This window comes from Kitasatospora sp. NEAU-69 (assembly GCF_057158765.1).
This window is the reverse complement of the sequence record NZ_JBWXUE010000001.1, coordinates 473544-497354: the sequence shown is the minus strand read 5'-3', so window position 1 is coordinate 497354 and position 23811 is coordinate 473544. Positions and strand designations below refer to the sequence as shown.

Annotated in this window: 17 protein-coding genes and 1 pseudogene; 13 read left to right on the top strand and 5 right to left on the bottom strand. The window is 73.2% G+C overall.

The features are described from left to right. Both AC060L_RS02115 and AC060L_RS02110 read left to right on the top strand, forming a co-directional pair. Positions 1-473: pseudogene (locus AC060L_RS02115) on the top strand (2-oxoacid:ferredoxin oxidoreductase subunit beta); the annotation flags it as partial. Positions 474-787: 314 nt separating this feature from the next. Continuing rightward, a complete protein-coding gene (locus tag AC060L_RS02110) occupies positions 788-2272 on the top strand; it encodes a PP2C family protein-serine/threonine phosphatase (RefSeq protein ID WP_483796589.1) in 1485 nt (494 codons plus the stop codon). A 19-nt stretch (positions 2273-2291) separates the two neighbouring features. On the opposite strand, the gene AC060L_RS02105 is transcribed toward AC060L_RS02110, so the two are convergent. Next, positions 2292-3098, bottom strand: coding sequence for an SAM-dependent methyltransferase (locus AC060L_RS02105; RefSeq protein WP_483796613.1), 807 nt, complete (start codon positions 3096-3098; stop codon positions 2292-2294). A 380-nt stretch (positions 3099-3478) separates the two neighbouring features. Between AC060L_RS02105 and AC060L_RS02100 the strand changes: the two genes are divergently transcribed. The 6 genes from AC060L_RS02100 (at position 3479) to AC060L_RS02075 (ending at position 10798) form a co-directional block, all read left to right on the top strand. Further along, positions 3479-4036 carry a sigma factor-like helix-turn-helix DNA-binding protein gene (locus AC060L_RS02100; RefSeq protein ID WP_483796588.1) on the top strand — a complete coding sequence of 186 codons (558 nt, stop codon included), beginning with the start codon at positions 3479-3481 and terminating at the stop codon, positions 4034-4036. Next, a complete protein-coding gene (locus AC060L_RS02095) occupies positions 4033-4836 on the top strand; it encodes a hypothetical protein (RefSeq protein WP_483796586.1) in 804 nt (267 codons plus the stop codon). The genes AC060L_RS02100 and AC060L_RS02095 overlap by 4 nt, the downstream gene beginning before the upstream one ends. A gap of 128 nt (positions 4837-4964) precedes the next feature. Continuing rightward, positions 4965-5453: a hypothetical protein gene (locus AC060L_RS02090; protein WP_483796584.1), complete on the top strand. Its 489-nt coding sequence runs from the start codon at positions 4965-4967 to the stop codon at positions 5451-5453. Continuing rightward, positions 5450-7336 (top strand): GMC family oxidoreductase, encoded by a 1887-nt coding sequence (locus AC060L_RS02085; RefSeq protein ID WP_483796582.1) that lies wholly within the window; start codon positions 5450-5452, stop codon positions 7334-7336. Before AC060L_RS02090 ends, AC060L_RS02085 begins: the two co-directional genes overlap by 4 nt. Beyond that, positions 7333-8202 (top strand): hypothetical protein, encoded by an 870-nt coding sequence (locus AC060L_RS02080; RefSeq protein WP_483796581.1) that lies wholly within the window; start codon positions 7333-7335, stop codon positions 8200-8202. The genes AC060L_RS02085 and AC060L_RS02080 overlap by 4 nt, the downstream gene beginning before the upstream one ends. A gap of 136 nt (positions 8203-8338) precedes the next feature. Beyond that, complete coding sequence (locus tag AC060L_RS02075; protein ID WP_483796580.1) at positions 8339-10798, top strand: penicillin acylase family protein; 2460 nt, start codon at positions 8339-8341, stop codon at positions 10796-10798. Positions 10799-10865: 67 nt separating this feature from the next. Here AC060L_RS02075 and AC060L_RS02070 read toward each other — a convergent pair whose 3' ends face one another. After that, positions 10866-13076, bottom strand: a complete 2211-nt coding sequence (locus AC060L_RS02070) for a SpoIIE family protein phosphatase (RefSeq protein ID WP_483796579.1) — start codon at positions 13074-13076, stop codon at positions 10866-10868. Between the two features lie 229 nt (positions 13077-13305). Here AC060L_RS02070 and AC060L_RS02065 point away from each other — a divergent pair, with 229 nt between their 5' ends. Beyond that, the gene (locus tag AC060L_RS02065) at positions 13306-14523 is read left to right on the top strand and encodes a 4-hydroxybenzoate 3-monooxygenase (RefSeq protein ID WP_483796578.1); all 1218 of its coding nucleotides are present in this window, start codon (positions 13306-13308) and stop codon (positions 14521-14523) included. A 59-nt stretch (positions 14524-14582) separates the two neighbouring features. Here the strand turns inward: AC060L_RS02065 and AC060L_RS02060 are convergent, their stop codons facing one another. The 3 genes from AC060L_RS02060 to AC060L_RS02050 form a co-directional block, all read right to left on the bottom strand. Then, positions 14583-15962: a glycosyl hydrolase family 28-related protein gene (locus AC060L_RS02060; protein WP_483796576.1), complete on the bottom strand. Its 1380-nt coding sequence runs from the start codon at positions 15960-15962 to the stop codon at positions 14583-14585. Positions 15963-16055: 93 nt separating this feature from the next. Further along, positions 16056-17894: an efflux RND transporter periplasmic adaptor subunit gene (locus AC060L_RS02055; RefSeq protein WP_483796575.1), complete on the bottom strand. Its 1839-nt coding sequence runs from the start codon at positions 17892-17894 to the stop codon at positions 16056-16058. An 11-nt stretch (positions 17895-17905) separates the two neighbouring features. Further along, positions 17906-19129: an NAD-dependent epimerase/dehydratase family protein gene (locus AC060L_RS02050; protein ID WP_483796573.1), complete on the bottom strand. Its 1224-nt coding sequence runs from the start codon at positions 19127-19129 to the stop codon at positions 17906-17908. 559 nt (positions 19130-19688) lie between these two features. Here AC060L_RS02050 and AC060L_RS02045 point away from each other — a divergent pair. From AC060L_RS02045 to AC060L_RS02030, 4 genes are read left to right on the top strand one after another with little or no spacing between them, the layout of a single operon-like run. Then, positions 19689-20393 carry a phosphoadenylyl-sulfate reductase gene (locus tag AC060L_RS02045; RefSeq protein ID WP_483796572.1) on the top strand — a complete coding sequence of 235 codons (705 nt, stop codon included), beginning with the start codon at positions 19689-19691 and terminating at the stop codon, positions 20391-20393. Next, on the top strand, positions 20390-21301 hold the full coding sequence (gene cysD, locus AC060L_RS02040; RefSeq protein WP_483796570.1) for a sulfate adenylyltransferase subunit CysD: 912 nt from the start codon (positions 20390-20392) through the stop codon (positions 21299-21301). Before AC060L_RS02045 ends, cysD begins: the two co-directional genes overlap by 4 nt. Beyond that, positions 21301-22668 (top strand): sulfate adenylyltransferase subunit 1, encoded by a 1368-nt coding sequence (locus AC060L_RS02035; RefSeq protein WP_483796569.1) that lies wholly within the window; start codon positions 21301-21303, stop codon positions 22666-22668. Before cysD ends, AC060L_RS02035 begins: the two co-directional genes overlap by 1 nt. Continuing rightward, a complete protein-coding gene (locus AC060L_RS02030; RefSeq protein WP_483796568.1) occupies positions 22658-23803 on the top strand; it encodes an ABC transporter substrate-binding protein in 1146 nt (381 codons plus the stop codon). Before AC060L_RS02035 ends, AC060L_RS02030 begins: the two co-directional genes overlap by 11 nt. The last annotated feature ends 8 nt before the right edge of the window (positions 23804-23811 follow it).

The window sequence follows — 23811 nt, the reverse complement described above, 5'->3', positions numbered from 1 at the left end:
TCCTGCGCGCGGCCGCCGAGCACGAGGGCACCGCCCTGGTGGAGATCTACCAGAACTGCAACATCTTCAACGACGGCGCCTTCGACGTCCTCAAGGAACCGGCCACCGCCGACCAGGCGCTGATCCGGCTCGAACACGGACGGCCGATCCGCTTCGCCGACCAGGGCGTCTTCCGCGACCGGGCCACCGGCGAACTGCGCACCGACACCGTCACACCGGCCAACGAGGCCGAGGTGCTCGTCCACGACGCGCACGCGGCCAGCCCCGTCACCGCCTTCGCACTCTCCCGCCTCGCCGACGCCGACACCCTCCACCACACCCCCATCGGCGTGCTGCGCGACATCCAGCGCCCGGTCTACGACACGCTGATGGCCGAGCAACTCGCCACCGCCACCGAACAACGCGGCCCCGGCGACCTCACCACCCTGCTCGCCGGAGGCGACAGCTGGATCATCGCCGCGAGTCCCAACTGACCGACCGGCACCCGCGAGCGGCCCGACTCCCGGCCTGTCCCGGGGGCCGGGCCGCTCGCGCGAACCTGGAAACGAAAGGCCCTGGCTGTTCCGGACCGGGCTTGCGCAGCTACGATGCGATTCGGACCGAGGTATCCGCCATCCGGGTGGCGGCCTCGGGTGGGGACGGTCGGGTGGCAGAGCGGGATGCGGGGCAGAGCCGCTCCTGTGGATCATGCCGGGCGCGAGTGCTACGCGATCCCGATGCGGATCATCGGGTGGGGCCGGACGATGGCCTTGTGCGGTTCCGACGCGGTAGAGCGAAGGAGGTGGCGGTGCACCCCGACCCGGTCGGCCGGGATGACACCGCGACGCTGCTCGCGGCCGCAGCCGCCGCGAAGGCTGCGGAGCGTGAGGCCCGGGAGGCACTGCGTCGCGTCACGGCGGAGCTCGAAGCGGCCCGCGCCCGACTCACCCTGCTGGACGACGCGGCCGCCCGGATCGGCACCACGCTGGACGTGGACACCACCTGCGCCGAGCTCGCCGACTTCCTGGTGCCCCGGCTCGCCGACCTGGTGACCATCGACGTCCTGCCGGCCGACGGCGACGGCAGCCCCCTGCCGACCGGCCCGTCGTCAACCAGACGGCCGCGACTGCGCCGCGCCGCGCTGAACTGCACCACCGCGCTGAAGAGCCGGTTCCACGCACTCGCTGTGCCCGGTGAGACGCTGCGCTACGCGGCCGGCTCGGCCGTCGCCCGCTGCCTCGCGAGCGGGCAGGCCGTCTCCTGGCGGCCCGGTGCGGCGGACGGCCCGGAGCCGTCAGCTCCGGCCGCCGACGCCGACGACGACGCGACACTCGCGGCCCACCGGGCAGCCGGCATCGTCTCGGTCTTCGTCGTCCCGCTCACCGCCCGTGACCGGGTGATCGGCGTGCTGTCGCTGGCCCGGACGGCCCGCACCGCGCAGGACACCGCGCAGGACACCGCACAGGGCACCGAGCAGGGCACCGAGCAGGGCTTCGGCGCGCAGGAGCGGGCGGTGATCCAGGACCTGGCCGGCCGGGCCGCGATCAGCATCGACAACGCGCGCCGCTACGCCCGCTCCCAGGGCATCACACTGGAGCTCCAGCGCGCGCTGCTCGCCGAGCCGGGCAACCCGCACCCGAACCTGGCGCTGGCCTCGCGCTACCTGCCCTCCGGCACCGCCTCGGTGGTCGGCGGCGACTGGTACGAGAGCGTCCGGCTGCCGTTCGGCCGGACGCTGCTGGTGATCGGCGACGTGATGGGCCACGGGGTGGAGGCCGCCGTGGACATGAGCAGCTACCGGTCGATGCTCCGCGATCTGGCCAACATGGACCTGCCACCGCACCGGATCCTGCGCCAGCTCGACACGCTGATCTCGGACAACGAGTCGGCCCGCCCGGCCACCTGCCTGATCGCGCTCGCCGACCCGGCCCGTCGCCGCTGCACCTACGCGAGCGCCGGCCACCTGCCGCCCGCGCTGATCTCGGGCGACCGGGGCACCGAGCTGATCGACCTGCCGACCGGCCCGCCGCTCGGCACCGGCTTCGGCGGCTACCAGCCGACCGTCCGCCCGCTCCACCCCGACCAGGTGCTGCTGCTGTACACCGACGGCCTGGTCGAGCGCCGCGACGAGGACATCGACGTCTCGCTCGCCCGCCTCGCGGAGCTCCGGCTGCCGGTGACCGGCGACTTGGACGACCTGCTCGACGCCGTGCTGCACGGGGTCCGCCCGCACGCCGCCGAGGACGACATCGCGCTGCTCGCGGCCCGGGTACAACTGCGCCCCGGGGCATGACCCCCACTTTGTCAGCGCGTCAGGACCGGAGCGCCACCGCCGCGTACACCGAGGACTCGGCGTCGCTCACCGGCGCCACGCCGGCCGGGTCCGGCCGCCACCGCTGGGTCGGCACGACGCCCGGGGCGATCATGTCCCAGCCGGCGAAGAAGCGCTCGAACTCCTCCCTGCTGCGGGCCTGCAGGGCGGTACCGGCGGACTGGTATATCTGCACCAGGCGGGCCACCTCGGTCGGCGCGAAGTCCTCGGTCACGTGCGTCATGACAAGGGCGCTTCCGGATACCAGCGCGCCCTTGAAGTGCTCCACGATTCCGTACGTCCCACGGTCGTCCGGGACGAAGTGGAGCAGTGCGTTCAGACTCAGCGCGATCGGGCGCGAGAAGTCGAGGGTCTCGCGCAGCTCCGGCGAGGCGAGCAGCGCGGCCGGGTCGGTGACATCGGCCTGGACGTAGGCGGTGCGGCCCTCGGGGGCGCCGATCAGCAGGGCCTTGGCGTGCGCCAGCACGATCGGGTCGTTGTCGGCGTACACCACCCTGGCCGCGCGGTTCACGCTCTGTGCCACCTCGTGCAGGTTCGGCGAGGTCGGGATCCCGGTGCCGATGTCGAGGAACTGGTCGATCCCCGCCTCCGCCAGCGCACGGGTCGAGCGGTGCATGAACGCACGGTTCACCCGGGCCGTCGTCTCGACGAACGGCATCACCGCCTTGACCTTGCCGGCGGCCTCCCGGTCGGCGGCGAAGTTGGTCACTCCGCCGAGGAAGTAGTCGTACATCCGGGCCGAGTGGGCGCGGTGCAGTTCGAGGTTGACGCCCTCGTAGTCGGTCATCGTTCCCCCCAAGTGATCAGTGCAGTTGATCAGCGCGTTGATCAGTGCGACTTCGACGGACACCATGATTCCCCACCCGCGCCCGTAGCATGACGGACGGCCGGAAAGAGCCCATGCCACCTGCATATGACACCCCGTCGGGTCACGATATGTCAGACTGTAGGATCAGCACAGCATCACAAACTGTTCTTGTCGTGTACCAGAGCGTGGTCACTCTGGTTCCATGGTCCGCGGGGGTGCCCGGCACCCCTCCCGAAGCGGCCCTGTGGTGCCGGTCACCGGCACCGCCGACGCCCGACAGCGTCGACGACCATCAAGATGGGCGGGACATGACGATCGACAAGGGCGGCCGCAGTACTGGACCCGGGGAAGGACCGGCCGTGGGCAGCACCGGCGAGGACCCGGCCAGTGCCCGGCTGCGACTGTCCTACCAGGCCTTCTGCGAGGTCCACGGGCGGATCTGGCTCGACTTCGCCCGGACCCGGATCGGCAGCCACCAGGACGCCGCCCTGGTCGTGAAGGGCATGCGGGCGCACCTGGCCGACCAGTGGCCGCACGCGCTGCGCGACGAGGCACCGACCGCCTACGCCTGGCGGCTGCTCAACTCCCACCTGCACCAGTGGTCCTGGAACCAGGACTCGGTGGCGGTGGAGGCCCCGACCTTCGCCGCCGTGATCGGCCGGTTCCAGCAGCTGGCGGGCGAGCAGCTGCAGACCGAGGAGCAGCGGGTCGGCCTCTACAGCGCGGTCCTGGCGCTCTCCGACCGCCAGCGCGACGCGGTCATCCTGCGCTACGTCCTGGACCTGGACGACCACCAGATCGCCGGCTACCTGGACCGGCCGATCGCGACCGTGCGGACGAACCTGCGCCAGGCCCGCGAGCGGCTGGCCCGCACCCTCGGGATCGACGAGCTCCCCGACCCACGGGCCGCCCGGTGAGCCGCCGGCCCGAGCCGGAGGCGCTGCCCGAGTGGCTCGGCCTCGATCCCGTCCCCGACCCCGCGCGCACTGCTCCGGACGACAAGACCGCCGAGGAGGCGGACGGCGAGCCGGCGTTCGAGGTGCCGACGCCGCCGCGGCCGTACGACGAGCGGATCGAGGACGCCCGCCAGGCCCGGCTCACCGCCGCGCCCGCCAACCTGCCGTCCGAGCACGCGCAGGCCCGGTTCGAGCTCGGCCTGGTGGTGGCGCTGATCCTGGACGCCCCGGAGGCGGCGCACGGCCTGGACCTGCTGGTCAACAGCCGGCAGATCCACCCCGAGGGCGCCGAGGTCTTCGCGGCGCTGCTCTACGCCACCGGCCGCACCGACGGCGCCGAGTTCTGGTGGCGCTTCGCGGCCGGCTCCGGCAGCCGGATCTCGGCCTACTGCCTGCACCTGCACCACCTGCAACTCGGCGAGGCGAGCGACGCGGACTACTGGCAGGCCTGGTCCCGCGAACTCGCCGAGCACGCCCGCCCCAGGGCGCCCCGCCCGCTGCGGGCCGGCCAGCCGCTGCTGCCCGACGCCGTCCGCCGCGACATACTGGCCCGCTGCCACCGCGGCCTGGCCCCCCGGCTGCCCGCGGCGCTGGAGGCGGTGATCAACCAGCTCCCGGTCCCGACCGACGATCCCGACTTCGGCGAGGTGCCACAGCCCGACTCGCTCGCCGAATCACTGAGCGGCTCCCAGGCCGACGCCCGGACCACCTCGCCGACCGCCGACACCTGTCGCACCCACCCGGGGCGGAGGATGCCGTAGGAGCTGTCGTCGTCAAACCCTTCCGCGATCCTGGTGCGTGCATGAACGGCCGGTTGCCGGGGCAGTGATCGACCCGATGCCGATCTACGGCATGCGCGTCGGTACTCGGATCCGGGACTCGTGGGGCAATGACGGTCGATCAGTTCATCAACATGTCCGCCACGCTGACCGGTTTCGAGGTCGAGGAGCTGCGCGCCACCGGGCTGGCCCGGGCCTATCACCGGGTCGCACTGGAGCAGTTGAGCGCCGAGCGCCTCGACCGGCTCGCGACGGCGGTCGGCGCGGCCGACGGGAGCGGCCCGGACGAGGCGGGCGAGCCGGACGCGGGCGAGCCGGACGCGGATGAGCCGGGCGAGGCGGCTGACCAGGACGGGCCGCCGAGCGACCCAGCCCGTCCGGGCCCTGCACCACACCTCGACGAGGAGGCGGTCCGCGAGTCGGCCCGCGCGCTGGTCCAGCTCTGGTACACCGGCGGCTGGCCCGGTGACCGCCCGTTCACCGTCTCCGCGCGGGCCTACGCGCAGGGCCTGCTCTGGCGCACCATCGGCACCCACCCGCCGGGCACCGTCGGGCCGGGCCACGGCAGTTGGAGCCTGCCGCCGGAGACCGCAGGATGACCGACGGCCTGCGGTGGGACGTGGTCGTGGTCGGCGCGGGCTTCGCCGGCTCGCTGGTCGCCAAGCAGCTCGGCGACCACGGCTGGCGCGTGCTGGTCCTGGAGGCCGGCACCGGTCAGCGCCACCAGGACGCGCTGGAGGCGTACCGCACCGCACCGGTCAAGGTGCCCAGCTCCCCGTACCGCACCAACCCCGCGGCCCCCTCCCCCGAGGTGACCGACCTCGCCGGGCGCGCCGGCGGCGGGCTCCACGCGGACGGCTACCTCGTGCAGCGCGGCCCACTGCCGTACGCGAGCGGCTACCTGCGGGCCAACGGCGGTACCGGGCTGGCCTGGACGGGGCTGGCGCCGCGGATGCACCCCGAGGACTTCCGGGCCGGCGAGTTCGGCCACGGCCGCAACTGGCCGATCGGCTATGACGAGTTGGAGCCCTACTACCAGGCGGCCGAGCAGGAGCTGGGGGTGGCCGGCGACGTCGATGAGCAGCGCGCCGAGGTCGGCCTGCCGTTCCCCGACGACTACCGGTTCCCGACCCGGGCGATCCCGCGCAGCCACTTGGACCAGCTGCTGGCCGAATCGCTGGACGGCCGCTCGGTCCGGGACCCCGACGCACCGGGCCCGACCACGCTGCGCGTCGTCACCACCCCGCACGCCCGGACCGGCCTGCCCAGCGCGGGATCACCGGCCGGCCACCCCAACGACCCCACACCCTGCCAGGGTCACGCGAGTTGCGTGCCGATCTGCCCGTCCGGCGCCAAGTACACACCGCTGCGCACCCAGGGCCGCTGGAGCCCGTCCGTCACGCTCGTCACCAGGGCCGTGGTCAGCCGGCTGCGGATCGCCGCCGACGGGCGGGTCAGCGGCGTCGAGTACCGCCAGTACGGCGCGGACGGCGTGCCGGATCCCGCCGCGCCGGTCCGGGTCGCCGAGGGTGAGCTGGTGGTGCTGGCCGCGCACGCGATCGAGAACGCCCGGCTGCTGCTGGTCTCCGGCGCCGCGAACCGCAGCGACCAGGTCGGGCGCAACCTGATGGACCATCCGGTGCTGCTCACCTGGGGCCTGATGCCGCGTCAGGTCGGGCCGTACCGCGGGCCCGGCTCGACGGCCGGGCTGGAGGGCTTCCGGTTCGGGCCGGGCCGGGCCCGCCGGGCACCGTTCCGGGTGGAGATCGGCAACTGGGGCTGGAGCTGGGCGCTCGGCCCGCCCGAGCTGCGGCTCGCCGAACTGCTGCGCACCGGTGGGCCGGACGGGCGCGGCCTGTTCGGGCCGCAGCTGCGGCAGGCGGTCGCCGACCGGGTGGGGCGGGAGTTCGCGTTCCAGTTCGAGATGGAGCAGGAGGCCGACCCGTCGAACCGGGTCACCGTTGATCCCCGGCTGCGGGACGCGTTCGGCAACCCGCGCCCGGTGCTGCACTACGACCTGTCCGACTGGGTCAGGCGCGGCATCGCGGCCGCGAAGACCGTCTCCGACCAGCTCTTCGCGCTGCTCGGCGCCCAGGACCACACCCGCTTCGAACCCGGGCCCGACTGGCCGGGCTGGTTCGAGTACCAGGGCCGCGGCTACGCCTACCGCGCGGCCGGGCACGGCGCCGGCACCCACATCATGGGTGCGGCGCCGGGCAGTTCGGTGGTGGACCAGTGGCAGCGGTGCTGGGACAACCCCAACCTGTACGCGGTGGGCTGCGGCAGCATGCCGAGCGTGGCCACCGCGAACCCGTCACTGACCATGGCGGCGCTCGCGCTGCGCAGCAGCGAGCGGATCCACCGGGAGCTGCTGGCCAAGCGTCGTCCGGTCACGGTCCACAGCTCCTCCCCCGCCTTCACCACCACCCCCGCCCCGACCCCCAGCGCCGCCGCAGGCCGCTACGAAGGAGCCGACCAGTGATCAGCCCCGACCAGCCACTGCCCCTGCCGCCCGTCCCCGCGCCGTACCAACTCCCGTTCCACTACGGCGCGCTGCACAACATCGGGATCGACTACCTGGTCGACCCCGGGCCGGTGCGAGCGGTGCTCACCGAACACCACCCCGACCTGGCCGTCGCCGAGTTCGACGGGCTGGCCTGCATCTCGCTCAACTACCAGCTGTACTTCGCGCAGTATCCGTCGGGCGCCGGGGTGACCCAGGAGATCGAGGTGAACATCATCGCGCACCCGGCGAACGCGGCCGGCCGGCTGCCCGAGCTCGGGTACCGGGAGTACGCACGCGGCGTCGACCAGACCAAGCTGCTCGGCATCGCCCGGATCCACGTGCTCTGCGACAACCCGCTCGCGATCGACGCCGGCCGCCGGCTGTACGCCGAGCCCAAGTACCCCGGCTGGTTCGAGACGGTGATGCCCTCGCTCAACGGGCCGGCCGAGCAGCGTTCCTGGACCATCACCTGCAAGCAGGCGCAGTTCGGCCCGGACGGCACCGCGCTGGAGCGCACCGACCGCACCCTCTTCTCGTTCGAGGCGCGGCTGGCCGGCCTGCCGGCGGAGCCGGTCACCAACACCCCGATCACCGGCTACGGCACCGACCCGGGGGCGGGCCTGCTGGCCGGGCCGATGAACGTCTACCAGCCCTACCAGCACCACTTCCTGGACGCCGCCACCGCCGACCGGGTCAGCCTGGACGTAGCCGACCACGGCAGCACGGTCGGCCGCGACCTGACAGCGCTGGTCGGCACCAGCCCTGCCGCCGGGGTCTGGACCTACCAGTCCGCGCCGGTCGCCGCGCACAACCGGCCGTACTACGTCCCGGCCAAGGGCTGAGCCGGGCACACACACCTGAGGCGGGCAGACCGCCCGCCCTGGCCCGGCGGACGTACACCTCCAGGGCTACCCGGGCCGGGGTGAATACACCGCCAGTCCGATGCCGCCCGCAGGCAGAGCGGGCAGGGTACTGCTCATGACGCCGAATGAGGAACCGACCGCCCGTCACCACCGATCCACCGCACAGCGGTTGGCCGCAGCGGCGGCGGTGCTCTGCCTGGCCGCCGCGCCGCTGTCGCTGCTGCCCGGCTCCGCCTCCGCGTCCGCGTCCACGTCCGCCGCGAGCGACCACGGCCGCGGCGTCCGGATCCAGCGCACCGAGTACGGAATCCCGCACATCACCGCGAGCGACTACACCGGCCTCGGCTACGGCTACGGCTACGCGTTCGCGCAGGACAACCTGTGCCAGATGGCCGACCGGGTGCTCACACTGCGCGGCGAGCGGTCCCAGTACCTCGGTCCGGCCGCCCAGACCAACGACACGCTCGTCAGCAGGACCGACAACCTGACCAGCGACACGTACTACCAGGGCCTGCAACAGGCCGGTACGGTCAAGCAGTTGATCGCCCGCCCGGCACCGCTCGGCCCGACCGACCAGCTGCGCCGGCTGGTGGACGGCTACGTGGACGGCTACAACCGCTACCTGCGCGAGACCGGCGTCGCGAACCTGCCGGACGCCACCTGCCGCGGCCAGGCCTGGGTCACCCCGATCACCGCGATGGACGTCTGGAACAACATCTACGACATCGACCGGGCCGGCGGTACCTCCAACTTCAAGCAGAACATCGCCGGCGCCGTCCCACCGGCCCCCGCCGGCTCCTCGAACTCGCCTGCGGCCGCCTCCGCGTCGGACCCCGCCCTCCCGCCGAGCCCGACCGGCTCGCCGCTGCCCCCCGGCTCGCCGATGGCGAAGGACAGCGGCGACGGCAGCAACGGCTGGGCGCTCGGCCGCGACGCGACGCAGGCGCACGACGCCATGGTGCTCGCCAATCCGCACCTGCCCTGGGTCGGCGACGCCCGTTTCTACCAGGTCCAGTTGACCATCCCCGGCGAGCTGAACGTGTCCGGCGCCAGCCTCTACGGCACGCCCGTGGTGGAGATCGGCCACACCACCGGCCTGGCCTGGACCCAGACCACCACCGGCGCGCAGCACTTCACGCTCTACCGGCTCTCGCTGGTGCCCGGCGACCCGACCAGCTACCTGGTCGACGGCAAGACCGAGCAGATGACCCGGCAGAGCGTCCCGGTCACCGTCCGCGGCAGCGACGGCAAGCTGTCCACCGTCACCAAGACGCTCTACAACTCCCGCTACGGCCCGGTGCTGGCCTGGACCCCCGGCAACGCGTGGACGATCCGCGACGCGAATGCCGACAACGTCCGCTCGATGAACGAGTGGCTGGCGATGGACCAGTCCCAGAACCTCGGCCAGCTCAAGGCAGCCCAGCGCACCTACCAGGGCATCGCGTGGAACTACACGATCGCCGCCGACACGAGCGGCAGCGCGTCCCTCACCGACTCCTCCGTCGTCCCGCACCTCACCGACGACCAGGTCAAGCACTGCCAGGTGCCCGGCCCGGGCAACTTCGGCGCGCTGGACGGTTCGACCACCGCCTGCGACTGGGGCAGCGACCCGGACGCGGTCGAGCCCGGCATCTTCGGCCCCGCCCAGGCCCCGGCGCTGAACCGCACCGACTACGTGGCCAACTCCAACAACGGCGCGATGCTCGCCAACCCGGCGCAGCCGCTCAGCGGGTTCCCGGGCGAGTACGACAGCGACCCCCAGCTCGCCCCGCGCCCGCAGCTCGGTCTGCAGATGCTCGCCGGGCGCCTCGCCGGCACCGACGGCCTCGGTGCGCCGGGCTTCACGCTGCCCGCGCTGCAGACCCTGACGCTGAACGACCGCAACTACACCGGCGAGTTCGGCCGTGACGACGCCGTCGCGATGTGCCGCGCCAACCCGGTGCTGACCGCGACGGACGGCAGCAAGGTCGACGTCCGCGCGGCCTGCGACGCGCTCGCCGCCTGGGACCTGCACGCCGACCTGGACAGCCATGGCGCCACGCTCTGGAACGCCCTCTGGAACTCGCTCGGCGACGACCCCGCCACGGCCTGGGCGAAGGTGCCCTACGACCCGGCCCAGCCGCTGACCACCCCGCGCGGGCTCGACGGCAGCGCCCCGGTCGTCCAGCACGCGCTGGCCGACGCCGTGCAGCAACTGGCCCGCGAGCAGCTGCCGGTGACCGCCTCCCCCGCCGAGGCGCAGAAGTGGGCCGGCGTCCCGCTGCCCGGATGCTCCGACGCGGAGGGCTGCTTCAACGTGATCCACGGCCACCCCGCGTCGGGCGCGAACGGTGGCATCGACGCCTCCCCTGACAACTTCGCCCGCGGCTCCAGCTTCGTGATGGCCACGGAGCTGACCCCCGGCGGACCACACACCCGCACGCTGCTGACCTACTCCGAGTCCAGCAACCCGAGTTCGCCGCACTACGCCGACCAGACGGCGCTGCTCGCGGAGAAGCAGTGGGTCACCGAGCGGTTCACCCAGGCCGAGATCGGCGCCGACCCGCAGCTGAGCACCACCACACTGCACCGCTGACCGATCACGCCGGCCGATCACCCTGGCCGCTGCACCGCCGCACCGCTGACCGGCACGGCGCCGCGGGTCAGTACGGCACCGAGCGGACCAGCAGCAGCGCGATGTCGTCGGTGCGGTGCTCGGCATGGCCGGCCTGGCCGATCAGCGCGTCGGCCAGCTCGTCCAGCGGCAGGTCGCCGTGCCGGGCGAGCGCGGCGGCGAGCACCGCCTGGGCCTGCCCGATGTCGGTGCCGGGCGTCTCGATCAGGCCGTCGGTGTACAGCAGCAGCGTGGTGCCGACCGGCAGCCCGATCCGGGTCTGCGGGTAGTCCGCGGCCGGGTCGACGTTCAGCACCATGCCGCTCGGCGGGGTCAGCAGCCGGGCCCGGCCCCGGGGGTCGCGCAGCAGCGGCGCCGGGTGGCCGGCGTCGGCCAGCCAGGCCTGGCGGTGGGCCAGATCGACCCGCAGGTAGGCGCAGCTGGCGAGCAGCGTGGTGCCGAGGTCGATGACCAGGCGGTTGGTCCGGGCGAGCACCGTGCCGGGGTCGGCGTCGGCGGTCGCGAACGCGCGCACGGCGGTCCGGATCTGGCCCATCAGCGCGGCGGCGTTCACGTTGTGCCCCTGGACGTCGCCGATCACCACGGCCACCGCGTCGCCGTCCACCGGGATGATGTCGTAGAAGTCGCCGCCGACCTCCATGCCCTCGGTGGCCGGCAGGTAGCGGGCGGCGGTGGCCAGGCCCGGCAGCACCGGCAGCGCGGTCGGCAGCAGGCTGGCCTGCAGGCCGTGGGCGAATTCGAGCTTGGTGTCGTAGAGCCGGGCGCGGTCCATCGCCTGCGCGATCAGGCCGCCGAGCGAGGTCAGCACGGCGCGCTCCTCCAGGCCGAAGCGGTGCGGTTCGGCGAAGGCGAGGACGCAGGTGCCGATCAGCCGGCCGGAGGTCACCAGCGGCAGGTAGGCCCAGGCCGCCATGCCGTCCTGGGTCTCGCGGCGCCCGGCGTAGAGCCGCTCCAGCTCGGCGCGGTTCTCGAAGAAGGCCGGCACCGGGTTCGTCGAGGCCTGCACGCCGGGGGTGTCCTCGGTCAGCGGGGTGCCGTCGAACTGGTCGACCAGTCCGGGCGGATAGCCGCGGTGGCCGACGATCCGCAGCTTGCCGCTCTCGGCCATCAGGATCGCGACGGCCTGGCCGCCGAAGCCCGGCACGATCTGGTCGGAGACCATGCCGACCACGTCCTGCACGGTGGCGGCCTCGGTCAGCGCGGTGGCCAGGTGCAGGATGTGGTAGAGCGCGCCGGGGCGGGTGTGCGCCAGCGGCTCGGCGATGGTGGTGTCGGCGCTGCCGGCGCTGGTGGTAGCGGCGAGGTGTGGCAGGTCGCGCTGTGTGACGGCGGCCCGGTCGATCCGGACGGTCAGTCCGCCGAAGGCGTCCGGGAAGAGCCGGAACGAGAGCCAGTGGTCCGGCGGCCGCAGCGCGACGAACGAGGTGGCCTGCCCGCTGATCACCGCCGCCCGGTAGTGGTGGTCGTAGATCGGGTCGCGCAGCCACGGCAGCGCCGACCACGGCTTCACGCCCAGCAGCCGCTCGACCGGCTTGCCGAGCAGCGCGGCGGCGGTCGGCGTGACGAGCGACAGGCGGCCGCCGTGGTCCATGCCGCAGATGCCCTCCGGCAGCCGCGCCGTCACGGCGGCGAAGGTGTCGAGCGGAGCGGGCGGATCGACCGTCACCGGCCGCGGTCCCGGCCGCACCGGCCGGCCGGACCGGGCCGCCGCGGCCAGCAGCTCGGCCAGCTGTGCGGCGAACGCCGTCATCCCGTGCTGCTCGGCGGGCGACAGGTCGGCGGGGTGTGCGGCCGGCCAGATGAAGAACGCCGCGCCGTACGTCGTCCCGCGCGAGACCAGCGGGACGGCGCCCAGGCAGAACGCGTACGGCATCGCGACCGCGACCCGTGAGTAGCGGCGGGCCAGCTCCTCCGGCCCGGCGACCCAGACCACCCGGCCGCCGCGCACCGCGTCGGTCACCGGCAGCGGCGCCGCCAGGCCCACGTGCTGCCACGGACGGGTGAATTGCCGGGCGGCCCCGAGCGTCATCAGCAGCTCCAGCAGCTGCCCGTTGTCGGAGAGCAGATAGAGCCCGCCGATGTACGTGCCGAGGCGATCGGGGGCGGCGCGGAACAGCTCGGCGACCAGGTCGACGGGGTCGAGGGCGTCCTCGGCAGGGTCGAGGGCGGGGTCGAGGGCGTCGTCGGTGGACGGCTCGGCGCCTGTCTCTGCGAGCCGCGCGGATACGGGCCTGGACATGCCCACCGCAACCACCTCATCCGAGCCGGCGGGCGGACCCGCGCGGTCTTGTTCCCATACTGGCCCGTCCGGGTGCCGGCTGTCCCGCGCGGGCGCCGACCGTCCCCGCCGGAGGCCTGTGCGAGTGCCGCCGGCGAAGCGTTCGAACGGCCTCCGGGACGGGCGCGCAGCTGATAGGAAGTCGGAGCGGGCGGGTGCCGCCGGGCGGGGCGACAAGGGGAGACAGGCAGTGGAACAGCGGGAGACGAGCGACCCTCAGCGGACCGGGGACGGCGCGAGCGTCCTGATCATCGGTGCCGGGCCGGCCGGGCTGGTGCTCGGCAACCTGCTGCTCGCGGCGGGCATCGACTGCCTGATCGTCGAGCGGCAGAGCCGGGCCCACATCGAGCAGCGGGCCCGGGCCGGCTTCCTGGCCGAGCGGACGGTGCGGGTCCTCACCGAGGGCGGGCTGGCCGGCGGCCTGCTCACGCACGGTGCCCGGCACGACACCTGCACGTTCCGCACCGGATCCGGCGAGTTCGCGCTGAACTACGGCAGCCTCGGCCGCGGCGAGGCGCACACCGTCTACCCGCAGCAGGACCTGGTGCGCGACCTGGTCGCCGAGTTCCTGGCCCGTGGCGGCGAGCTGCGGTTCGAGACGGCCGCGGTCGCGCTGACCGGCCTGCTCGGCGACCGTCCCGAGCTCCTCACCCGCGCGCCCGACGGCGAGCTGCGCCCGTTGACCGGCAGGTTCGTCGCGGGCTGCGACGGCCGGCACGGGCTGGCCCGCACGGCGGTGCCGGACGGGGCCGCCCGTCGCCACCACCGGGACCACGGGGTCTCCTGGCTGGCGCTGCTGGCCGGGGCCCCGCAGAGCCTGGGCGGCGTCGCGTACGGCGTCCACGAGGCCGGTTTCGCCGGGCAGATGGCCCGCTCGCCGCAGGTCACCCGCTACTACCTGCAGGTCCCGCGCGGCACCGACCCCGCGCGGTGGGACGACCACCGGGTCTGGCAGGAGCTGCAACTGCGGCTGCACACCGAGAGTCACGCCCCCCTGCACGAGGGGCCGATCCTGGAGCGCCGGGTGATCGACATGGCCTCCGACGTGCTGGACCCGATCCAGTACGGCCGGCTCTTCCTGGTCGGCGACGCGGCCGCGCTGATCAGCCCGGCCGCCGCGAAGGGCGCCAACCTCGCCGTGCTGGAGGCGCAGCAGCTCGCCCGGGCGCTGACCGCGCAGCTGCGCGACGGCGAGGAGGAGCCGCTGCGCCGGTACTCCGCCGACTGCCTGGCGTGGATCTGGCGGGCCCAGGAGTTCTCGCACTGGATGATCAACCTGCTGCACGGCCCGGCGGGCACCGACCAGGAGGCGGCCTTCCTGCGCGGCCTGCAACGGGCCCGGCTGGAGAACCTGCGCGGTTCGCGCCGGCACCAGGACCAGTTCGCCGAGGGCTACGTCGGGCTCTGACGGCACCGGACCCGGCGCCGGCGCCAGCTCTGGTGCCGACGCCGGTGCCGACGCCGGGTCTAGGAGAGCACCGGTCCCTCCTGGAGTTGCAGCGACGCCGTCGAGGTGCCGGCGATCCTGGCGGCCTTGCTGTCGATGTACTGGCTCACCCAGCTCTTCGGCATCGCGGCGCCGTGGTTGTGTACCAGGTTGCCGCTGTACTGGCCGCCGCCGCCCGAGGCGAACTGGGCGGCGGTGAAGCCGTCGAAGCGGGCGAAGCTCTCGACGGTCGTGGAGCCGTTCAGGTCCAGCACGTTGCCGGTCAGCACCGCCGCCGGATCGCCGCCGCCGGTGGCCAGCCCCGGGCCGAAGCGGATCGCCGTCGTGTTGCTCAGCGCGCGGAAGTAGTTGCCGGTCGCCTGGAGGCCGCGGCCGTTGCAGTCCACCGGGAACATCCGGATCAGGTCGAAGTAGTTGCCGTCCAGCCGCAGCGTCCACGGCTTGCCCGCAGTGCCGTAGCAGATGTGGCTGCTGCCCTCGGGAGAGGAGAAGTGGCTCTCCATCACGATCCAGCCGCCGGCTCCGGCCAGCACCGGGCCGAACATCGCGCCGTGGTTGTGGCCGTTGACCTGGCAGCCCATCACCTGGCCGTCGGTGCTGCCGCCGCCGGGGTACGCGGTCGACAGGCCGTCGGCGACCAGGAAGGTACCGGCGCCGTACGAGCAGCAGAAGAGCAGCCGGCCGTTGACGGAGAAGAAGTTGTCGGTCCCGGAGGAGAGGAAGCGGACGAAGCCGCCGGTGCCCTTGCCGCCGGTCGGGTAGCCGGCGAAGCCGGGCGGGTCGCAGTACAGGTCCCGGCAGTTGCGGAAGGTGACGTCGGAGGTGTCGATCACGGTGGCGGCGCAGAAGCCGGAGATCCCGGTGCCGGCCGCCGTGGTGCCGAGGAAGCCCAGGCCGTCGACGATCAGGCCGTGCGGGTTCGTGTTGACCACCGCGCCGTTCCCGCTGCTGCCGATGGTGAGCAGTCCGGTGGCGGCCGAGGTGAGCGGCGCGAGCACCGATCCGGTGAGCGTGGCGACGGTCGGCGCGTTCGCCGCGTACAGCGCGGACTGACCTTGCAGCACCGCCACCCCGCCGGACACCACCAGGCCCGAGACGCGGTAGCAACCACCGTGAGCGGGAGGGAAGTTGACAACCGAGCCGGCGACCTTGGCGGCCGCGTCCAGGGCGCCCTGGATCGCCGCGGTGTCGTCGCTCGTGCCGTCACCGAGCGCGCCGTAGGCCGTCACGTCGAAGACGGCCGTCGGGGTGGTGAGGACCGGCGGCCGCGCATGACCGCCGGGACCGGATGTGGCAGCCACCGCCGGGGCCGCCGACGTGGCGGCAGCCGCGAGACCGCCGCTGCCGGCGGCGGCGAGCCAGAGCGCGTCCCGCCGGCTGAACGGACGATTGCTGAACACGGACGTCACCTTTCGGGAGGGTGCGGATCACCGGCGCGGCCGCCGGGTGCCGGCCAAGAGCTGCCGAGTTCTGCAACTCGGCAGCTCCAGTGCTCAGTTCAGCGTCACATCGACCGACATGCCGGCCAGCACGGAGGACTGCTGGACGTCGGTGGTGATGGTGACGTTGTAGTACGTCGCACCCGGCACCCGGGCCGGGTCCAGCAGGATCCGGCTGATCCGGCCCGGGACGGTGCGGCCGGTCGCGGAGAACGTCAGGCTGGCCGCCTGCCCCTGGTGCACCGAGGCGATCTGCGACTCGGGGAGCTGCGCGGTGACGCTCAGCGGGCCGGCGTACATCGTGATCAGCGCCGAGTACGTCGCCTCGGTGCTGCCGGCGTTGCTGCCGGGGGCGGCGCTCGGCACGAAGAGCTGGATCCCCGGCTCCTGGTTCACCAGCGTGCCGGACTGCGCCGCCGGGCCCTCGTAGCTGTGCACACCCTCCGAGCCCACCGTGTCGCCGACCGCCCCGGCGGTGTCCGCCACCACGCCGTCGGCCGGCGCGGTGATCGAGGTCTGCCGCAAGGCCAGCTGGTCCGAGGCCAGTTGGGCCTGGGCGGAGGCCAGCTGCGACTGTGCCTGGGCGATCGAGGCCGGTGTCAGCGCGGTGCCCTGGGCGGCGACCCGGGCCTGGGCCGCCTGCAGGGTGTCCTCGCTCTGGGCCAGGCTCTGCTGGTCCTGGGCCTGCTGCGCCTGGTTGGTGGACTGGAGCGAGTCCAGGCTCGCCTTGGCCTGGGCGAGCGCGGCGCCGTCCCGCTCGATCTGCGACTGCAGGTCGTTGCAGAGCTGCTCCTCGCCGAACGGCGTCGCGCTCGGCGTCGGGCTGTCCGTCCCACCGCCCGTCGCGGAGGACGACGCACCGGGAGCGGGCCTCGTCGTGGCGGCGGTCGGGCTCGGGGAGGTCCGGCTCGGTGAGGGGGTCGGCTCCTGCCTGGTCGGGGACGCGGTCGGCTTCGGCGTACCGGTCGGCGACAGGGTCGGGGTCGCCGTTTCGGTGGGCGTGGGCGTGGGCGTGACCGTCGGCGTCGGGGCCCCGGTCGGCGTCTCGGTCGGCGAGGCGCTACGACTCGGCCGGGCCATCGGGGCGGCGAGCGCCGAGTCGGGCTGGTCCGGCGCCGGTGCGAGCATCGGCTGCGGCTGCGGCGGGGCCGGCGAGAGCGCGGGTGCCGGATCGGTGGCGGGCGCGGGCCCGCCGGCCGGCGTCGGCGCGGCCGAGGTCGGCGCCAGCGACGGGACCGGGGCGGAGGCCGAGGCCGGCGGTGTCGCGGTCGCCGTCGCCGTCGCCGTCGCCGTCGCCGAACAGTACTGCGCGTACCGCGTGTTGTCGTTGTCCAGCGTCGTCTGGTTGGTCGTCACCACCGTGGTCTGCGAGGCCACGTCGTTCTGCGCGCTGTTCGCGGCGAGCGCCAGCGCGCCCTGCGCGGTGTTCGCGGCGGCCTGCGCCTTGGCGACGTCCAGCTGCCCCTGGGTCGTCTGGTCGGCCGTCGTCTGCGGGTTGCGGGCCTGCGCGAGCGCTGCCGTGTCCGCATCGACGGCGGCCTGCGCGGCGGCCACGTTCGCCGCCGCCACGCTGCTGAGCTGCGTCGCGAGCACCTGACCCGCCTTCACGTGGTCGCCCGGATGGACCGTCAGCGCCTGGACCGTCCCGGTGTTCACGAAGTTCAGGTAGTAGGCGTGCTCGGGCGTGACCTGGCCGCTGAAGGTCACCGGGCGGTTGGCGATCGCGTGGTAGGTGCCGAAGCCGATGCCGGTGCCTGCCACCGCGACGCAGAGCGCCACCAGGAGCTGCTTGACCCCCATCGGCTGCCGGGCCGCCTTGATCTCTCCGACGCCCGCCTCGCCACTGGCGAGCGCCGCGTTCATTCCGCGCACGGGGCGCGCGGGCTTGGCCATCGCGCTCCCCCCTAGCGCAGCGGGTCGTCGGCCGACGGCAGATCGGTCAGCAGGTCCGCCGCCGTCTCCATGCCGGACCGCCAGACCGAGCGCGCGACGATCTTGCCGAGGTCCACCCGGTGCCGGTAGCGCCCGGCGATCTCGGTGCACTCCTCCAGCAGACCCTCGGAGAGCGTGGTCGGCTGCAGACCGAGCGCGAGGAACCGTTCGTTGCTCACCACCAGGTCGTTCTCCTCCGCCTCCCGGCGCGGGTTGGGCAGGTTCGCGACCGGGACGCCGGTCAGGCTGCTGACCAGCTTCGCGAGGTCGCCGACCCGGAACGTCTCGGTCACCTGGTTGAAGACCATCGGCTTCTCGCCGCGGGCCGGCGGATTGGTCAGCGCGATCTCGATACATCGCACGGTGTCCCGCAGGTGGATGAACGCGCGGGTCTGGCCGCCGGTGCCGTGCACGGTGAGCGGGTGCGCGATCGCGGCCTGCATCAGGAAGCGGTTGAGCACCGTGCCGTAGTCGCCGTCGTAGTCGAAGCGGTTGATCAGCCGCTCGTCGCGGACGGTCTGCGCGGTCTGGGTGCCCCAGACGATGCCCTGGTGCAGGTCGGTGATCCGCAGCTGGTCGTTGGCCGCGTAGAACGCGAACATCAGCTGGTCGAGCGTCTTGGTGAGGTGGTAGACCGACCCGGGGTTGGCCGGGTGCAGGATCTCGCGGGCCAGATCGCCGTCCGGGGTGGGCACCTTGACGGTCAGGTAGCCCTCCGGGATCGGCGCCGAGCCGGACCAGCCGTAGCCGTAGACGCCCATCGTGCCCAGGTGCACGAGCGCCGCGTCGGTGTCGGTGGCGACCAGCGCCGCGAGCAGGTTGTGGGTGGCCCGCGCGTTGTTGTCCACCGTGTAGCGCTTGGCCTGGGTCGAGCGCATCGAGTACGGCGCCGCCCGCTGCTCGGCGAAGTGCACGATCGCGTCGGGCCGCAGCCGCAGCAGTACCTCGGCCAGCCGGTCGTACTCGGTGGCGAGGTCGAGCCGGACGAAGCCGATCTCCCGGCCGGACACCTCGCGCCAGGCCCGCAGCCGCTCGCCGATGGGCCGGATCGGGGTGAGCGACTCGACCTCCAGCTCCAGGTCGATCGCGCGGCGGCTCAGATTGTCGAGGATTGTCACCTCGTGGCCACGGTCCGACAAATACAGTGCGGTCGGCCAGCCGCAGAATCCATCGCCGCCGAGTACCAGGACACGCATGTGTACACTCCCCTGCAGAAATAGCCGCGAGCGCGACGACGTGGCTGTGCGAAAAGGGTGCGAGACGGCGCGACACAATTACTGCTGGAGCAGTACGGTCACTCCGGGAAAAGGCGCAGCAGCGCTACTGAAAGCGGCTGCGGGGCGGCGAGCCAGGGTGGGGGGCTGCCGGACATTCAGCGACTCTGCCAGAAGATCGGTGACGTGTCCAGTACAGCCGGTGATCCACAAAGCGGCCCCAAAAGACTCTGATCGTCTTTCAAAACCGCAGCTCAGCAACGCAGTTGCCGAGCCTAGGCCAGCGCCACCGACCCGCCGGTAACTTTGGCATGTTCCAGCCAGTGGCGCAATAAGACACCCATGAATCTTATTCAAGATCACTCTCGGGACCCATTCAAGATCATTGCGACAGGCCCACCGTCATTGGCACCTGATGGCACGTCAGGTGCCTTTCGGGAGCCCTTTCATTCACCTGAGAATTTTCGTCAGCAGGGACTGTCACCGAATGCTTGTTCGCTGTATACCTTGGGTACCACTCAGCCCAGGAAAGGATGGCTCCATGGAAATCAGGGCCCGTTCCGACGGGGAATTGCGCAGGCTCGCCGAGCGAGCCGAGGCCGAGTTGGCGCAGGTCGGCGCGGCCGAGATCATCGGATGGGCCCACCAGACCTTCGGTCGCCGGCTGGCGCTCGCCTCCTCGATGGCGGACACCCACCTGGTCCACCTCGCCCAGGCGGTGGCCCCCGGCATCGACGTCCTCTTCCTCGACACCGGCTACCACTTCGCCGAGACGCTCGGCACCCGCGACGCCGTGGCGCACGCCTACCGGGTCAACCTCCTCTCGCTGACGCCCCGTCAGAGCGTCGCGGAACAGGACGCCGCCTACGGCCCGCGCCTCTACGCGCGGGACCCGGACCGATGTTGTGCGATGCGCAAGGTCGAGCCACTGGCCCGCGGCCTGGCGCCGTACACCGCCTGGATCACCGGGATGCGCCGCGACGAGTCGCCGACCAGGGCGCAGCTGCGCACGGTCGACTACGACGCCACCCACGGCATGGTGAAGATCTCGCCGCTCGCCGGCTGGACCCAGCAGGACGTGGACGCGTATCTCGCGCAGCACCAGGTGCTGGTCAACCCGCTGCTGCTGGACGGCTACGCGTCGATCGGCTGCGAGCCGTGCACCAGCCGGCCGCTGCCCGGCCAGGACGCACGCTCCGGCCGCTGGGCCGGCCTCGCCAAGACCGAATGCGGGCTGCACACATGAAGGCGCCGGTTCCCCCACGACTGGCGCATCTCGACGTGCTGGAGTCCGAGTCGGTGCACATCTTCCGGGAGAGCGCCGCGCAGTTCGAGCGGCCGGCGCTGCTGTTCTCCGGCGGCAAGGACTCGATCGTGATGCTGCACCTGGCGCTCAAGGCGTTCTGGCCGGCGCGGCCGCCGTTCGGCCTGCTGCACGTGGACACCGGCCACAACTTCCCCGAGGTGCTCGCCTACCGCGACCGGGTGGTGGCCGAGCACGGCCTGCGGCTCACCGTCGCACGGGTGCAGGAGTACCTCGACGACGGCCGACTGCACGAACGTCCGGACGGTACCCGCAACCCGCTGCAGACCGTCCCGCTGCTCGACGCGATCGCGCACAACCGGCTGGACGCGCTCTTCGGCGGTGGCCGGCGCGACGAGGAGAAGGCCCGCGCGAAGGAGCGGGTGTTCTCGCTGCGCGACGAGTTCGGCGCCTGGGACCCGCGCCGCCAGCGCCCCGAGCTCTGGTCGCTCTACAACGGCCGGCGCCGGCCCGGCGAGCACGTCCGGGTCTTCCCGCTCTCCAACTGGACCGAGCTGGACGTCTGGCAGTACATCGCCCGGGAGAAGATCGAGCTGCCGGAGATCTACTACGCGCACGAGCGCGAGGTCTTCCTGCGTGACGGCATGTGGCTCGCCCCGGGCGGCTGGGGCGGCCCCCGGGAGGGCGAGGCGCTCCAGCGGCGCCAGGTGCGCTACCGCACCGTCGGCGACATGTCCTGCACCGGCGCGGTCGAGTCGGACGCGGTGACGGTGGACCAGGTGATCGTGGAGATCGCCGCCTCGACGCTGACCGAGCGCGGCGCGACCCGCGCCGACGACCAGCTGTCCGAGGCCGCCATGGAAGACCGCAAGCGCGAGGGGTACTTCTGATGACCGCCGTTCCCGACACCACACCCGCCGCCGCGTTTCCCTTCGCCGAGCCGGCACTCCCCGCCGACGCGGGCGGCCCGGCCGAGGCCTCGCTGCTCCGGCTGGCCACCGCGGGCTCGGTGGACGACGGCAAGTCGACCCTGGTCGGCCGGCTGCTGCACGACACCAAGTCGGTGCTCGCCGACCAGCTCGCCGCCGTCGAACGCGCCTCGCGCGAGCGCGGCCTGCCGGCCGCCGACCTCGCGCTGCTCACCGACGGCCTGCGCGCCGAGCGCGAGCAGGGCATCACCATCGACGTCGCCTACCGCTACTTCGCCACCGCCAGGCGGCGGTTCATCCTGGCCGACACCCCGGGACACGTGCAGTACACCCGCAACATGGTCACCGGCGCCTCGACCGCCGACCTCGCCGTGGTGCTGGTCGATGCGCGCAACGGCGTCACCGAGCAGACCCGCCGGCACGCCGCGGTCGCCGCGCTGCTGCGGGTGCCGCGGGTCGTCCTCGCGGTCAACAAGATGGACCTGGTCGATCACGCCGAGGCGGTCTTCGCCGCGATCGCCGACGAGTGCGCCGACTACGCGGCCCGCCTGGGCCTGCCGGAGCTCGTCGCGATCCCGATCAGCGCACTGCACGGCGACAACGTGGTCACCCCGTCCGCCACGATGGGCTGGTACGACGGCCCGACGCTGCTGGCACACCTCGAATCCGTCGAGGTGGCCGAGGACGTCACCGCCGCCCCGGCCCGGTTCCCGGTCCAGTACGTGCTGCGGCCGCAGAGCGGCGGCGAGTACCGCGACTACCGCGGCTACGCGGGCCGGCTGACCTCCGGCGTGCTGCGCCGCGGCGAGCACGTGGTGCTGCTGCCGTCCGGGCGGCACACCACGGTCACCGCGATCGACCGGCTCGGCGAGCCGGACGTCGACCTGGCCGTCGCCCCGCAGTCCGTCACGCTCCGCCTCGCGGACGAACTCGACGTCTCACGCGGTGAGTTGATCGTGTCGGTGGGGGCCAGACCGCGACTGACCCAGGACGTCACGGCGACCGTCTGCCACCTCGCCGACCGGCCGCTGCACGCGGGCGACCGGGTCCTGGTGCAGCACGGCACCCGCACCGTCCGGGCCGTGGTGCGCTCGCTGGACCTGCGGCTGGACATCGACACGCTGGCCGCGAAGGCCGACCCGCCGAGCCTGTCGGCGAACGAGATCGGCGAGCTCACGCTGCGCACCGCCGACCCGCTGCCGCTGGATCCGTACCGCACCGACCGGGCCACCGGCTCGTTCCTGCTGGTGGACCCGAACGACGGCGCGACGCTCACGGCGGGCATGGCCGGCCCGCTGGAGCTGGGGGCCGGCCGCCATGCGCCTTGACCCGGCCCGCCCCGGGCCCGGTCCCGCCACCACCGCCACCTCGACCCGAGCGATGGCCACGGCCCTCGTGCCGGCGCTGCTCCTGCTGCTGGCGCTGGCCGGCTGCGGCCTCCAGCCGGCGGCCGCGGCCGGGTCCGGCTCGGCGCTGCGGCTCGGCTACTTCGCCGACGTCACCCATGCGAGCGCCGTGATCGGCATCGACCAGGGCCGCTACGCCGGCGCGCTCGGCGGCATCCGGCTGGAGCCGCAGGTCTTCGAGGCCGGTCCGGCCGAGATGACCGCGCTGCTGGGCGGCCACCTGGACGCCGCGTACGTCGGACCGTCCTCGGCGCTCAACGCCTACCTGCGCAGCCACGGCCAGGCGCTGCGAGTGGTCGCCGGCGCGACCGAGGGCGGCGCCGAGCTCGTGGTCCGCCCCGGCATCACGAGCCCCGGGCAGCTGAAGGGCCGCACGCTGGCGACCCCGCAGCTCGGCAACACCCAGGACGTGGCGCTGCGTTACTGGCTGCGGCAGCAGGGGTTCCGGACCGATCCGAGCGGCGGCGGCGACGTCGCCGTCGTGCCGCAGGACAACGCCACCACGCTGGCACAGTTCCGCGCCGGCCGGATCGACGGCGCCTGGGTGCCCGAGCCCTGGGCCTCCCGCCTGGTGCTGGAGGGCGGCGGGCACGTGCTGGTGGACGAGCGCTCGCTCTGGCCCGGCGGCCGGTTCGCGACCACCGACCTGGTCGTCGCCACCGGCTACCTGACCGCCCATCCGGCGGCCGTCCGCGACCTGATCAACGGCCAGCTCGACACCGAGAGCTGGATCACCGCCAATCCCGCCGCCGCCCGGCAGGCCGCCCGCTCGGCGCTGGACACGCTCACCGGGAGCACCCTGCGGAGCTCGGAACTCGACCGTGCCTGGGGGGAGTTCACGCTCTCCGACGACCCGGTCACCGATTCGCTGCCGACCCTGCTGAAGCACGGCGAGGCGGTCGGCGTGCTGGCCGTGCCACCCGCCGGCGGCTCGGTGGCGGGCATCTACGACCTCGGCCCGCTCGACGCGGCACTCGCCGCGCGCGGCCGCCCCGCCATCACGCCGGCCGGCACGCCGGTCAGCACCCTCACACCCACAAGCCCGGCCCACTCCTAAGGACACCC